The sequence below is a fragment of the Arthrobacter sp. ASL1 genome (assembly GCF_056680475.1).
Genome location: NZ_CM155284.1, coordinates 3,756,961 through 3,769,709, shown reverse-complemented (window position 1 = coordinate 3,769,709; position 12,749 = coordinate 3,756,961). Strand labels below are relative to the sequence as shown.

15 protein-coding genes are annotated in these 12,749 nt (G+C 68.6%); 7 read left to right on the top strand and 8 right to left on the bottom strand.

Annotation, left to right across the window (positions count from 1 at the left end; all coding sequences use genetic code 11):
- Positions 1-12 precede the first annotated feature (12 nt).
- A complete protein-coding gene (locus AC1MEQ_RS17870) occupies positions 13-1,020 on the bottom strand; it encodes a 3'-5' exonuclease (RefSeq protein WP_479792663.1) in 1,008 nt (335 codons plus the stop codon).
- Positions 1,021-1,138: 118 nt separating this feature from the next.
- Between AC1MEQ_RS17870 and AC1MEQ_RS17865 the strand changes: the two genes are divergently transcribed.
- Complete coding sequence (locus tag AC1MEQ_RS17865) at positions 1,139-1,843, top strand: DedA family protein (protein WP_479796175.1); 705 nt, start codon at positions 1,139-1,141, stop codon at positions 1,841-1,843.
- Positions 1,844-1,868: 25 nt separating this feature from the next.
- On the opposite strand, the gene AC1MEQ_RS17860 is transcribed toward AC1MEQ_RS17865, so the two are convergent.
- Positions 1,869-2,927, bottom strand: coding sequence for an FUSC family protein (locus tag AC1MEQ_RS17860; RefSeq protein WP_479792662.1), 1,059 nt, complete (start codon positions 2,925-2,927; stop codon positions 1,869-1,871).
- Positions 2,928-3,064: 137 nt separating this feature from the next.
- Between AC1MEQ_RS17860 and AC1MEQ_RS17855 the strand changes: the two genes are divergently transcribed.
- The gene (locus tag AC1MEQ_RS17855; RefSeq protein WP_479792661.1) at positions 3,065-4,552 is read left to right on the top strand and encodes a sugar porter family MFS transporter; all 1,488 of its coding nucleotides are present in this window, start codon (positions 3,065-3,067) and stop codon (positions 4,550-4,552) included.
- A gap of 33 nt (positions 4,553-4,585) precedes the next feature.
- Here the strand turns inward: AC1MEQ_RS17855 and rdgB are convergent, their stop codons facing one another.
- Together rdgB and rph are read right to left on the bottom strand one after the other, a co-directional pair.
- Positions 4,586-5,215 carry an RdgB/HAM1 family non-canonical purine NTP pyrophosphatase gene (gene rdgB / locus AC1MEQ_RS17850; protein WP_479792659.1) on the bottom strand — a complete coding sequence of 210 codons (630 nt, stop codon included), beginning with the start codon at positions 5,213-5,215 and terminating at the stop codon, positions 4,586-4,588.
- Complete coding sequence (rph, locus tag AC1MEQ_RS17845) at positions 5,212-5,964, bottom strand: ribonuclease PH (RefSeq protein WP_479792657.1); 753 nt, start codon at positions 5,962-5,964, stop codon at positions 5,212-5,214. Before rph ends, rdgB begins: the two co-directional genes overlap by 4 nt.
- 144 nt (positions 5,965-6,108) lie before the next feature.
- Here rph and AC1MEQ_RS17840 point away from each other — a divergent pair, with 144 nt between their 5' ends.
- The 3 genes from AC1MEQ_RS17840 to AC1MEQ_RS17830 all read left to right on the top strand — a co-directional run bounded on the left by AC1MEQ_RS17840 (position 6,109) and on the right by AC1MEQ_RS17830 (position 7,816).
- On the top strand, positions 6,109-6,549 hold the full coding sequence (locus tag AC1MEQ_RS17840) for a VOC family protein (protein ID WP_479792655.1): 441 nt from the start codon (positions 6,109-6,111) through the stop codon (positions 6,547-6,549).
- 68 nt (positions 6,550-6,617) lie between these two features.
- Positions 6,618-7,202 (top strand): hypothetical protein, encoded by a 585-nt coding sequence (locus AC1MEQ_RS17835; RefSeq protein WP_479792653.1) that lies wholly within the window; start codon positions 6,618-6,620, stop codon positions 7,200-7,202.
- 239 nt (positions 7,203-7,441) lie between these two features.
- Positions 7,442-7,816 (top strand): hypothetical protein, encoded by a 375-nt coding sequence (locus AC1MEQ_RS17830; RefSeq protein WP_479792651.1) that lies wholly within the window; start codon positions 7,442-7,444, stop codon positions 7,814-7,816.
- Between the two features lie 12 nt (positions 7,817-7,828).
- On the opposite strand, the gene AC1MEQ_RS17825 is transcribed toward AC1MEQ_RS17830, so the two are convergent.
- The 4 genes from AC1MEQ_RS17825 to clpS form a co-directional block, all read right to left on the bottom strand.
- Positions 7,829-8,689, bottom strand: a complete 861-nt coding sequence (locus AC1MEQ_RS17825) for an MBL fold metallo-hydrolase (RefSeq protein WP_479792649.1) — start codon at positions 8,687-8,689, stop codon at positions 7,829-7,831.
- Positions 8,686-9,648 (bottom strand): glutamate racemase, encoded by a 963-nt coding sequence (murI, locus tag AC1MEQ_RS17820; protein WP_479792647.1) that lies wholly within the window; start codon positions 9,646-9,648, stop codon positions 8,686-8,688. Before murI ends, AC1MEQ_RS17825 begins: the two co-directional genes overlap by 4 nt.
- A gap of 64 nt (positions 9,649-9,712) precedes the next feature.
- Positions 9,713-10,297 (bottom strand): DUF2017 domain-containing protein, encoded by a 585-nt coding sequence (locus AC1MEQ_RS17815; protein WP_479792645.1) that lies wholly within the window; start codon positions 10,295-10,297, stop codon positions 9,713-9,715.
- Between the two features lie 5 nt (positions 10,298-10,302).
- Entirely contained in the window at positions 10,303-10,599 is a 297-nt protein-coding gene (clpS, locus tag AC1MEQ_RS17810; RefSeq protein WP_479792643.1) for an ATP-dependent Clp protease adapter ClpS, read from the bottom strand.
- Positions 10,600-10,709: 110 nt separating this feature from the next.
- Between clpS and AC1MEQ_RS17805 the strand changes: the two genes are divergently transcribed.
- Positions 10,710-12,023 carry a nicotinate phosphoribosyltransferase gene (locus tag AC1MEQ_RS17805; RefSeq protein ID WP_479792641.1) on the top strand — a complete coding sequence of 438 codons (1,314 nt, stop codon included), beginning with the start codon at positions 10,710-10,712 and terminating at the stop codon, positions 12,021-12,023.
- A 14-nt stretch (positions 12,024-12,037) separates the two neighbouring features.
- Complete coding sequence (locus AC1MEQ_RS17800) at positions 12,038-12,676, top strand: isochorismatase family protein (protein ID WP_479792639.1); 639 nt, start codon at positions 12,038-12,040, stop codon at positions 12,674-12,676.
- Positions 12,677-12,749 lie beyond the last annotated feature (73 nt).

The following is a 12,749-nucleotide window of genomic DNA, read 5'->3' as shown; positions in this document are numbered from 1 at the left end:
ACGCCGGGGACTTTAGACAGTGGCCGGCCAGATGCCACCGACCAGCTGCAGGAATTCTCCCTCGGAGAGCAGCGAGACCTCGCGGCCCTGCTCGCGCAGGCGCAGCGCATGACGCACCTTGCTCGTCTGGTGGGAGGTGTGCAGGTTGACCGGGGTGAAGCCGTCGCCGACCACCAGCACGGTGGTGGCGCGGGTGACCCGGCTGGCGCAGAAGGCGCCGATCTCTGCGGCGCGGTTTTTGGCATCCTGCCGGGTGATGGCCAGGTTGCCGCTGAAGACAACGGTCTCGCCGCAGAGCGGGTGGGAGGGGTCGGCGTCCGGGTTCGGGATCGGGTTCTCGCCCTCGCTGGGCCAACCACCGGCCCACTGCGGCTGGGCGGGGACCAGCTGACCGGTGGCGCGCTGGGCCTGTGCGGTCGCGGTGGCCTTGGACAAGCCGTCGCCCGGCACATAGGCGTCGGCCCGGCCCATCGCGACCCGGACCGCCGTCGCTGCGGCGAGCACGGAGTCCACCACGTGCCTCCGGCCCACGTCGATCATGATGGACGCGCAGGCACGGGCATCGGCCAGGGCGTCGTGGTGGTTGGTCATCGGCGCGCCGGCTGCCTCGGCGACGAACGGCAGCGAGTAGGACTCCAGCGAATAGGTCTTGCGGGCCAGCTTCACGGTGCAGGCGAAGTCGTACGCCGGACCGGCGAGTTCGGAGACCTCCAGGGCCGAGCGGATGACCCCGAGGTCGAAGGCTGCGTTGTGGGCCACGAGGGTGTCGGAGCCGATGAACGATCCCATGGCGCCGAAGACCTCGTTGAAGCGGGGGGCGTCGGCGACCATGTCGGCGGTGATGCCGTGGATCTGCACGTTGCGCGGGTCGAAGTGGTCAAAGCCGGTGGGCGGGCGCATCAGCCACTGGGTTTCCTCGACGATCACCCCGCCACGGACCCGGGCCAGGCCGACCGAGCAGGCGGACCCGCGGAATCCATTGGCCGTCTCGAAGTCGATCGCCGTAAAGTCCAAAGCCACGTATCCATCCTACCGGCACGGTGCGTCCGCGGGCGCAACTGGGAGTCTGCCCACACTTTGGCATTCAGGGCAGCGACGAGCCGTCCGGCGGGCACCGCGCCGGTAAGCTGGGCAGGTGATACTTGACGCCCTGAGCCCGGCCCTGGACGCCGCCACCCTCCTGAAGCCCCAGATGGCCGGCCTGTTGCCGGACTTCCTGAACCCCGATGTCTTCCTGCGCGATCCGGCGCTCGCGCCCTGGATCATCCTGTTGGTGTGCGGCATCGTCTTCGCCGAAACCGGCCTGCTCGTCGGGTTCTTCCTGCCCGGTGACTCGATGTTGTTCACCGCCGGATTGCTGGTGGCCACCGGGGCGATCGACGTGAACTTGTGGGTGTTCGCACTCTGCGTCTTCGTCGCGGCCTTCATCGGCGACCAGACCGGATACCTGATCGGCCGCAAGGCCGGGCCTGCGGTGTTCAACAAGCCGGATTCGCGCTTCTTCAGGAAGGAGTACGTCGAGAAGGCGCACGAGTTCTTCGAGCGGTTCGGCGGCCGGGCCGTCATCCTGGCGCGCTTCGTGCCCATCGTGCGCACGTTCGTGCCCGTGATCGCCGGTGTCGCCAAGATGCACTACGCCACGTTCATCGCCTTCAACCTGATCGGCGCCCTGCTGTGGGGCGTCGGGGTGACCCTGCTGGGCCACTGGCTCGGCCAGTACGCATGGGTCGGCAACAACATCGACATCATCTTCGTGGCCATCGTGCTGGTCTCCGTGGTCCCGATCGGCGTCGAGCTGCTCAAGGCCCGCCGCAGGCCCGCCAAGAAGTCACCGAAGGCCTGACCCCCGGCGCGGACCGGGTCCGTATTCACCCCACCTCCGGGGACCCGGAGGGGATGACCGCGTCCAGCGACGCCAGGATGGCGCGCGCAGAGGAGGCAACGTCGTCCTCCAACGCTGCAGGAAGCCGGGCCCGGAATTCCCTGGCCACATAGTGTCCGCGTGACCGTTCGCCGAGGACCTGGGCAGCCGTGGAGACATCCTGGCCGGCATCGCGCAGGAAGCGCGCCAAAGCCATTTCGCGAGGGCCGTCGGCGGGATCCTGGATGGCCGGCCCCTGGATGAGAAGCACCGTGGCGGCCACCAGCACGTCGACATGGTCCAGCGTCTCATCGAGCTGCCGCAACCGGGCGGAACGCCGGCGTCCACGCACCGTCCACCGCCGGATCCGGTGGGCGATCACACGCTGGGTCGACAGTTCGGCGAGGTCGCTGCGGGCCTCCCGGGCGAACCGGATGGCCCTCTCCGCCGCGTCGGGGTGGTCCTCCTCGATGGCGCGGGAACCGGCGACGAGGGCGTTCTCCACGCTTCCGAGCACGCGTTTCAGAGAGGCAGCGACCAGGGTCACCGGGTCCGGGGTGAAGAGGATCTGGCTGCCGACCAGCCCCAGCGCCCCGCCGACCACCGCATCGAGGAACCTGCTGGCGGGATTCTGCAGCGGGGGCAGGACGAGGACGAAGAGTGCGGATGCCGCACCCTGGATGTAGGCGAGGCGTCGGAAGTCGATGGCGGCCGCGGCGAGCATGCCCAGGACGACCACAGCCACGACCTTGATGACCCCGGTGCCGGATCCCGTGTACCGGATGACCTCCCCGACCACGACGCCGGCGAGGACGCCGGCCACCAGGTCGACCGCTTGGCGTGCCCGCTCGCCCTTTCCCCCAGCCAGGCAGATGATGGCGGCGATGGCGGCGAAAACGGGCTTGGCATGGCCGAGCAGCGTGGAGGCCAACCACCAGGCGACACCCGCCGCCCCGGCACATTGCGCGACGATGGGCAGGGCCTGCCGCAGGCGTCCCCAGAGGGCTATAGGGCCGACTGCCCGGGTCGCGCTGCCGACCACGTGGTGGATCCGTCGTTTGCCCACGCGTGGCCTTCCCTGGTTGTCGGCGCAGACGGTGGTCGCTCAATCCACCACGCAACGCACCACATCGTTGCCGCCCACTATAGGGCGTGCCTATGGTGAGGAGTAAGCACGTATCCGATGTGGCCAGGAGATCAATCGTGGACGAGCACCAGTCCGAACGGGAAACCAGCGACAAGGAACCCTACGATTCGCTGGACCGACAACACACCATCCGCGTCGTTCTGATTTCCATCGGTGCCGCCATCGGTGGATTCATCTTCGGCTTCGACAGCTCGGTGATCAACGGCGCGATCGAGGCGGTCACCGGCCAGTTCGACCTGAACCCGGCCATCACCGGATTCGTGGTCGCCGTATCCCTCCTGGGTGCTGCCGTCGGCGCATGGTTCGGTGGGCCGGTGGCGAACAAATGGGGCCGGACCAGGGTCATGCTCATCGTCGGCATCCTGTTCCTGCTCGGCTCCCTGGGATCGGCCTTCGCCTTCGCGGCGTGGGATCTTGCGGCCTGGCGCGTCATCGGCGGGCTGAGCATCGGGGCCGCTTCCGCGATCGTCCCGTCCTACATCTCGGAGATCTCCCCTCCCGGCCTGCGTGGCCGGCTCACCTCGCTGCAGCAGCTGGCCATCGTGCTGGGGATCTTCGTCGCCTTGCTTCTCGATGACTTGTTCGCCGGAGCCGCGGGCGGCGCCGACCAGCAACTCTGGTTCGGGCTCGACGCCTGGCGCTGGATGTTCCTGGCCGGCGTCATCCCTGCCGTGCTCTACGGCGTCCTGGCCCTGAGGCTTCCCGAGTCGCCCCGGTCACTGATCGCCATTGGCGACGTCGACCGCGCCACCAAGGTCCTCGGCCACGTCCACGGGCGCAGCGAAGCGGACACCGACACGCTGGTGCAGTCGATCCGCAAATCCATCAGGGGCGATTCGAAGCCGTCCTTCAGCGACCTGCGGGGTGGAACGCTTGGCTTGGTTCCGATCGTCTGGGTTGGCGTGGTCATCGCCGCGTTCCAGCAACTGGTGGGCATCAACGTCATCTTCTACTACTCGAACTCCCTCTGGCGCTCCGTGGGGTTCAGTTCGGAGTTCGCCTCCAACGCCTCGGTCATCACTGCCATCACCAACATCGTGATCACGGTGGTGGCCGTCTTCCTCATCGACAAGGTCGGGCGCCGCCCGCTGCTCCTGGTGGGATCGGCGGGCATGACGCTCAGCCTGGTCCTGATGGCAGTTTCCTTCACCCAGTCCTCGATCGTCGACGGCCAGCCGCAACTGCCCCAACCGTGGGCCCCCATCGCCCTGGTGGCAGCCAACGCCTTCGTGGTGTTCTTCGCGGTGTCCTGGGGGCCAGTGATGTGGACGTTGCTGGGCGAGATGTTCCCCAACCAGATCCGCGGACTCGCCGTGGGCATCGCGACAGCAGTGAACTGGTTGGCGAACTTCGCGGTGACCGTGACATTCCCGGCGCTGAGCGAGATGTCGCTGCCCTTCACCTACGGCATGTACGCGTTCTTCGCCCTCGCCTCGCTGGTGTTCGTGTTCTTCAAGGTCCCGGAGACCAAGAACATTCCGCTGGAGAAGATGTCCGACCGGTACAAGCGCCAACGGCGCAAGGCGGATCGGGCGACGGGCTGATCGGCACGTGCCCGGTCAGCCCGCGGTGCAGCTTCAGCCTGCTGCGAGGACGCTGACGATCCCGGGCATCAGCGCGCGGAAAGCCTGGCCACGATGGCTGATGGCGTTCTTCGCCTCGCTGGTCAGTTCTGCGCAGCTGAGCTCCGAGCCCTCCGGCAGCAGGACCGGGTCATACCCGAACCCGCCCTGGCCGCGGGGGACGTCCAGCAAGGTGCCCGCCAGACGGCCGAGTTCGACCCGTTCGGTGCCGTCCGGCAGCGCCAGGGCGGCGGCGCAGATGAACGACGCACCCCGGTGTTCGGCGGAGATGTCGCCGAGCTGGGCCAACAGCAGGTCAAGGTTCGCCTGGTCGTCGCCGTGACGGCCGGCCCAGCGGGCGGAGAAGATGCCCGGGGCACCGCCGAGGACGTCGACGGCGAGGCCGGAATCATCGGCGATCGACGGCAGTCCGGTGGCCTGGGCGACGGCGTGGGCCTTCAGCAGGGCATTGGCCTCGAAGGTGACACCGGTTTCGCGCACGTCGGGCGCACCCACGGTGCCGGCATCGACGACCTGGGTGTCGACGTCGAGCCCGGGAACCTGACCGCGCAGCAGTTCGCGCAGTTCGCGCAGCTTGCCCTGGTTGTGGGTGGCCAGGACCAGCCGCGGTTCGGCAGCCGTCACTGGCCCAGGGTCTCGCGCTGGATGATGGCCAGTTCCGAGGTGCCGATCAGTGCCAGGTCAAGCAAGGCGTCCAGTTCGTCGCGCTTGAACGGGGCGCCTTCGGCGGTGCCCTGCACCTCGACGAAGTCGCCGCTGCCGGTGACCACGACGTTCATGTCGGTTTCGGCGCGGACGTCCTCCACATAGGGCAGGTCCAGCATCGGCGTCCCATCGATGATGCCGACGGAGATGGCCGAGACGCTGTCGGTGAGCACGGTGGCGTTGGCCTTGATGAGCTTCTCGCCCTGGGCCCAGGCGATCGCGTCGGCCAGTGCCACGTAGGCGCCGGTGATCGCCGCGGTGCGGGTGCCTCCGTCGGCCTGCAGGACATCGCAGTCCAGCACGATCGTGTTCTCGCCCAGCGCCTTGGTGTCGATGACCGAGCGCAGCGAGCGGCCGATCAGCCGCGAGATCTCGTGGGTGCGGCCGCCGATCTTGCCCTTGACCGACTCACGGCTGTTGCGGGTGTTGGTCGCCCGGGGCAACATCGCATATTCGGCGGTGACCCAGCCGGTCCCCTCGCCCTTGAGCCAGCGCGGGACGCCTGCGGTGAAGGACGCGGTGCACAGCACCCGGGTATTGCCGAATTCGATGAGCGCCGACCCCTCGGCCTGCCGGGACCATCCGCGGGTGATGGAGATGGGGCGCAGATCGGCGGTACCGCGCCCGTCGGCGCGCTGGACGGAGGATGCGTTGGAGCCTGTAGTCATGCCGTCCAGTCTATGGTCCGTCGACGGCCCGCGCCGAACCACACAGACCCCTGCCCATCTCTGGCCGGAGGCAAGGTGAAGGCATAGTGTGGCCCCACGCAGCGTGGGTGATTGCCGCCCACCACAACTCGGAGGACAAGGACCATGGCAGCGGTACGAAGTTTTGACCATGTGGGGATCACGGTCGCCGACCTCGACGCGGCTATCTCATTCTTCGTCGCGCTCGGCCTCGAGGTGGAAGGCCGGACGCCCATGGAGGGGACGTTCGTCGATACGGTGACCGGGATCCCCGGCTCCCGCTCCGAGATCGTCATGTTGCGGGCACCGGACGGCGGTGCCGGCGTTGAGGTCTCGACCTTCTTCCACCCGGAGCTGGTTCCCGGCTCGCCGAAGGCCATGGCCAACGAAGTGGGGCTGCGGAATGTGGCGTTCCAGGTGGACGGCCTCCGGGGACTCGTGGACCAGCTGGCCGGGGATGGCTACGGGCTGGTCGGGGGGATCGGCGAGTACGAGGGCGTCTGGCGCATGGCCTACGTGCGCGGGCCGGAGGGGATCATCGTGGCGCTGGCGGAGCGCATCGGCTGACGAGGCACCCGCGCCGGGCGGGCCACTTTCGACCACAACGCGATAGAACGTGGTTGGAGGGGCGGGCCATGACAACAGGGACGCACGCGCCGGTCGAGGCACTCATCGACAGGGTTCGTCCGGGATTCAGCAGCGATCAGCTTGCCGACGCGCTTGAACGCGCACTTGGACGCCTCAAGCCCACCGACACCGCGGCACTGACATCGGCCGGCCAATCGTTCTGGGACAAGCATTCCGGCATCCCCAGCGACCCACAACTGGTCGCCCACGCGATGACCGCCTCTGTCGCAGCTGCAGTCCTTCACGAGGCGGTCAGCCTGGGTTCAAACGAGGTGGCGTCCCAGCTCCGTCTGAAGCCATCCACGGTTCGCCACTATGTGCTGGACCGGAAACTGTACTCCTTCAAGGCCAACGGACGAATGCTGTTCCCGGCCTGGCAGTTCAGTGAAACGGGACGGCCGTTACCGCACCTTGCAGGGGTTCTGGAGGCGCTGCCGCTGGGTAGCCATCCCCAGACCGTCCAGGGGTTCTTCACGACCGCGCAACCCGACCTCCGTCTCGCCGGGGTACCCGCCACACCCAGGGACTGGCTGATTTCGGGCGGAGCGTCGGACCCGGTTGTTGCCCTGGCATCGTCGGTCGGCCGCTTATGAGGCCGCCGTCCTCTGGGGACCTGCGCCACATCGGAAGACATGATCGCAGGTTGGTGGCCGGTACCGTCCTGTGGCGGATCCACTCGACGGCCTCCGCCCATCCGATGGCATGGAACGGATTGCGCACGTTTGGGCTGCTGTCTGGTGCGCGCTAGGGCCCGCAGCCGGAACCAGCTGCAGACCATTCCCCGCGGGGAGCAGCCTACTTCGGCCGCGACCTGCTCACCTGCGTCGCCAAGGTGTACCAGGACACCCGGTTTGTCGACGTCAACGCGGGGGAACGCTATGCAACGGCCATCGAAACGGCGAAGGACGCCGTTCTGCTCGATCTCACAGATGTCTGGCTACCACGTGCGGGAGCGAAGTCCGCGCTGGCCGGATCGGAGGAGAAGTCCCTCACGCGCGCATGGGCCCGTGTGGTTCACGAAGCCTGGCCGGAGCTCGGTGGGATCGTGGCGCCCTCGGCCGTCGCCGGCCGCGAAGTCGTTGTCCTGTGGACGACGAAGCCGTTTCCCCACACGCCTTCCTTCTCGGCCCCGTTGAACCACCCGGGCATCGCGGCAGGCATTGCGGCGGCTGCGGAACTACTGAACTTCGACTCCAACATCGCCTGAACAGACACCGACTCAAGCGCGGGTGGGGTCCCGTGGCGCGGGGCGGGCCTTGGGTTCGCCCAGCCGATCACCTGACCAGACACCATAGGTGACCCCCGAAACCGCGACGGCCAATCCGCCGTCGTACGTGGTCTTGGCCTCGTCGACGACGGTGTTCACGTCGGTCCAGACGGGGATATGGGTGAGCAGCAGGCGCTTCGCGTCGGCCGCGGTGGCCATTTCGCCGGCGCGCTTGCCGGTGAGGTGCACTCCCTCGATGCCGTCGTCGCGCCCCTCCTCGAAGGCCGCCTCGCAGAGGAACATGTCGGCGTCGCGGGCCGCCTCGACGAGTCCGTCACAGGTGTCGGTGTCGCCCGAGTAGGCCAGCACCGAGGTGCGCACGGAGCCGTCGGCGAGGGGCTCGGTGGCCTCGACGCGCAACGCGTAGGCCTCCTCGACCGGGTGCCTGACCGGGATCGCGGAGACGGTGAACGGACCCAGTTCCACCGGTGCACGGGGCACCCAGTGGCGGAAATCGAAGTCCTCATGCATGCCCGGGTCCAGTTCGAGCCCGTAAGCGGTAGCCATCCGGTCAGCGGTCACCGCCGGGCCCCAGACGGTGATCCTGTCGCGGTTCCAGCCGTTGGGGTTCCAGTGCACGGCCACGTGCAGTCCGCAGATGTCCATGCAGTGGTCGGGGTGCAGGTGGGAGAGGAAGATCGCGTCGATGTCCTCCAGGTCCATGTAGCGCTGCAGCACGCCCAACGATCCGCTGCCCAGGTCCAGCAGGATCCGCCAGGTGCGTTCGCCGTCGTGCGCGGTGACCAGATAGCAGGAGGCCGGCGAGCCGGGGCCGGGGAACGAGCCCGAGCAGCCGATGATGGTCATCTTCACGGCCCGATCCCCGCTTCCAGCCGTTGGTCCCCGGAGCCTGCGCGCAGCCGGTCCACCCGCGGGATTTCCCCGGTGGGGTGGATGTTCCCGCCGTGGGCGACGTGGCGGACGCCCTGGACCTCGGGGCCCAGGAAGCGGCGGGCCAGGACCTCGAAGGAGGCGGCGTCGCCGGTGGACATGAATTCGTGGCTGCCGCGCATCCCGGTGCCGCTCGAAATGCCGTGGCGCATCAGTGCGCCGTAGACGTCCTTCGCGGTCTCCTCGGCGCTGGAGACCAGGGTGACGCCGTCGCCCATGACGTAGGAGATCACGCCGGTCAGCAGCGGATAGTGGGTGCAGCCGAGCACGAGGGTGTCCACGCCGGCGTCCTTGAGCGGGGCCAGGTAGCGTTCGGCGGTGCGCAGCAGCTCCTCGCCGGTGGTGATGCCGTTCTCGACGAATTCGACGAACCGCGGGCAGGCGGCCCCGGTGATCTGCAGGTGCGGTGCGGCGGCGAACGCGTCCTCGTAGGCCCGCGAGCCGATGGTGGCCTCGGTGCCGATGACGCCGACGCGCCCGTTGCGGGTCGCCGCGACGGCGCGGCGGACCGCGGGCAGGATGACTTCGACGACGGGGATCCCGTAGCGGGCGGTGTAGCGTTCGCGGGCATCGCGCAGCACAGCGGCGGAGGCTGAATTGCACGCGATGACCAGCAGCTTCACCCCGGCGTCGACCAGTTCATCCATCACGCCCAGGGCGTTGGCGCGGACCTGGGCGATCGGCAGCGGGCCGTACGGGCTGTTCGCGGTGTCCCCGACGTAGAGGGTGGATTCATGGGGCAGCTGGTCGATGATGGCCCGCGAGACGGTCAGGCCTCCGACGCCGGAGTCGAAGATTCCCAGCGGTGCCGTGCGTTCGCGTGCGGCGCGGCGGTCCGCCGACGCGGCATCCCCGGGCTGCGCGGGTGGGTGGCTGTTCATGATCTACCGACCATACTGCCTGCGGGGTCGCCGTGGCAGCAGCCCACAGCGAATATGGCCCACGTCACAGGTCCCCGAGCAGGGCCTGCATCAGTGATTCCTGCAGCCAGGTGACGAAGTTGTAGATCAGTGCCAGGTACTCGTCGACGTCCCCGACATTGCGGGCATCGGTCATGTTCGCGATGCGCTCGGCATCGGCCTCGTCGCGCAGGTCCAGCCGCTCGGCCAGCACCAGGCGCACGTCGTTCAGCGCCTGGGCGAACTGGTTGGCCGCCGCCGTCTCGAAGACCAGGGTGCCGGTCTCCATCGCCAGGGCCGCGGCCTTGAGGTTGCCGGTCTTGGTCTCGCGCAGCGAGGTCTCGGTCAGCCGGCGGTACTCCAGCGCGGCCTCGGGGTCATCCTGCACGGCGTCGGGCAGCAGCCGGCGCTCGGCGGCATCGGTGGGGGCGGCGAAACCGGCGGCGTGGGTGCGCGGGTCCATGCCGACCATGGCCCAGAGGGGGTCGACCTCCCCGGCCGGGACATCGCCGTTGTGCCCGGGGGCCAGGACCTGGGCGACATCCTCGAAGAGGCCACGCAGCAGGTCGCGTTCGGTGGTGTCCAGCCGGGCGGTGAAGCCGCGGGGCGTTGACTTGAAGGCGCGGGCCATGCGTCTCAGCCCTGGTCCGCGCGTTGGAACGTGGCCCAGAGCCCATAGGCGTGCATGGCGGTGACGTCGGCCTCGATCTTCTCCAGCGTCCCGGTGGACACCACGGAGTGGCCCTGCTGGTGGACTTCCATCATCAACGCGTCGGCCTTGGACTGGGTGTAGCCGAAGTGGCTGCGGAAGACGTAGCTGACGTAGCTCATCAGGTTCACGGGGTCGTTCCAGACCAGCAGGACATACGGGACGTCCAGGTCCAGCCGTTCGGAGGTCTCGCCGCGGGGCAAGACGTCGGTGGCAGTGGTCATGACAGGCATTCCTTCATTCTACGGCGCATGGAACGCCGCGACGGATAGAGTGTGGTGCGGGCCGCAGCTGCGTGGTCCACGACCGACCGATCCGAGGAGTCCCCCGAGCCATGTGGCAGCAGCCGACCTCGCTCTTTACCGACCACTACGAGCTGACGATGCTCCAGGCGTCCCTGCATTCGGGGGCCGCGCACCGCCGCTCGGTGTTCGAGGCCTTCGCCCGCCGCCTGCCCGATGGCCGCCGCTATGGCGTCGTCGCCGGCACCGGACGCATCCTTGAGGGTCTCGAGCACTTCCGCTTCGGCGCCGAGCAGCTCGACTTCCTGGCCGACCGCCACGTCGTGGACGACACCACGCTGGAGTACCTCGCCGGCTACCAGTTCTCGGGCGACATCCGCGGCTACGCCGAGGGCGACCTGTACTTCCCCCACTCCCCCATCCTCACCGTGGAGTCCACGTTCGCCGAGGCCTGCATCCTGGAGACCTACGTCCTCTCGGTGCTCAACCACGATTCGGCGATCGCCTCGGCGGCCTCGCGCATGACCGCCGCCGCGGGCACCCGCCCATGCATCGAGATGGGATCGCGCCGCACCCAGGAGCATTCGGCCGTCGCCGCCGCCCGGGCCGCTGTGATCGCCGGTTTCCAGAGCACCTCCAACCTCGAGGCGGGGCTGCACTACGGGGTCAAGACGGTGGGCACCGCGGCCCACTCGTTCACCCTGCTGCACGATTCCGAACGCGCCGCGTTTGAGGCGCAGGTCGCCTCGATGGGGGCCGGGACGGCGTTGCTGGTGGACACCTACGACGTGGAGCAGGGGGTGCGCACCGCCGTCGAGGTCGCCGGGCCGGAGCTCGGTGCCGTCCGGCTGGACTCCGGGGACCTGATCGACCAGGCCCGCTGGGTCCGCCGCCTGTTGGACGAGCTGGGCAACCACAACACCCGCATCATGGTCACCTCCGACCTGGACGAACACGCCATCGCGGCCCTCGCGTCGGCCCCCGTGGACTCCTACGGCGTGGGCACCGCCCTGGTCACCGGGTCTGGGGCCCCCACCGCCTCGATGGTGTACAAGCTGGTCTCCCGCGAGGGCGACGACGGCGAATTCGCCGACGTGGCCAAGGCCGCGAAGAACAAGGTCAGCGTGGGCGGGCGCAAGTACGCGCTGCGCCGGCTCAACGAGCGCGGCCGCGCCACCACCGAGGTCGTCGGCATCGGCGAACGCCCTGCCCCCAACGCCAACGACCGCGACCTGATGGTCGATTTCGTCACCGGAGGGAAGGTCGTGCCCGGATTCACCGGACACGCGGGTCTGGAGCGGGCGACGCAGCGCCACCGCGATAGCGTGAAGGAGATGCCCGGTCTCTCCAAGCGGTTGCAGCGTGGAGAACCCGTGATCCCCACGGAATTCGTGGGCCACATCTAGGAGGAACGCAGCACATGGAAACCGCCCTGATCATCGTCGACGTGCAGAACGACTTCTGCGAGGGCGGCTCGCTCGGAGTCTCCGGGGGTGCGGAAACGGCTGCGGCCATCACCGCCTACCTGCGCGACACCGGCTGGAAGTACGCAGCGGTCCTTGCGACGCAGGATTGGCACATCGATCCCGGCGAGCACTTCTCCGCCGAGCCCGACTACCTCGATTCCTGGCCGGTGCACTGCGTCGCGGGAACCCATGGGGCCGAGTTGCACCCGGGGCTGGCCCCGGTACTGAAGGCCGATGCCATCACGGCGACCTTCCGCAAGGGGCGCTACGAGGCCGCGTACTCCGGCTTCGAGGGGATCCTGGCGAACCCCGCCGCCGATGACCCGGGCACGACGGCGGATGCGCTGGAAACACTGGATGGCGCTCCCGGCGAGTCACTCGCCGAGTGGCTGAACACCCGCCGGATCCACGCCGTGGACATCGTTGGGATCGCCACCGATTTTTGCGTCCGCGCCACCGCCCTTGACGCGGTGCGCGCCCGCTTCGATACCACGGTCCTCCCCCGCCTGACGGCCGCCGTACACCGCGCCACGGTGCCCACCGTGCTCGACGAGCTGCGCCGCGCCGGGGTCACCATCGACGAGGACGCCTAGCCCCGACGGGCGGATACCGGGTTGGGCGCTGGCACTTCAGCCGATCTCGTTGTAGGTGTCTCCGGTGGAAGGC

Coding starts and splice junctions, on each gene's coding strand:
- AC1MEQ_RS17815 (WP_479792645.1), bottom strand. CDS start 10,297: ATGGCCCGCGCCTTCAAGTCAACGCCCCGCGGCTTCACCGCCCGGCTG.
- rph (WP_479792657.1), bottom strand. CDS start 5,964: ATGACTACAGGCTCCAACGCATCCTCCGTCCAGCGCGCCGACGGGCGC.
- clpS (WP_479792643.1), bottom strand. CDS start 10,599: ATGACCACTGCCACCGACGTCTTGCCCCGCGGCGAGACCTCCGAACGG.
- AC1MEQ_RS17835 (WP_479792653.1), top strand. CDS start 6,618: ATGACAACAGGGACGCACGCGCCGGTCGAGGCACTCATCGACAGGGTT.
- murI (WP_479792647.1), bottom strand. CDS start 9,648: ATGAACAGCCACCCACCCGCGCAGCCCGGGGATGCCGCGTCGGCGGAC.
- AC1MEQ_RS17840 (WP_479792655.1), top strand. CDS start 6,109: ATGGCAGCGGTACGAAGTTTTGACCATGTGGGGATCACGGTCGCCGAC.
- AC1MEQ_RS17805 (WP_479792641.1), top strand. CDS start 10,710: ATGTGGCAGCAGCCGACCTCGCTCTTTACCGACCACTACGAGCTGACG.
- AC1MEQ_RS17800 (WP_479792639.1), top strand. CDS start 12,038: ATGGAAACCGCCCTGATCATCGTCGACGTGCAGAACGACTTCTGCGAG.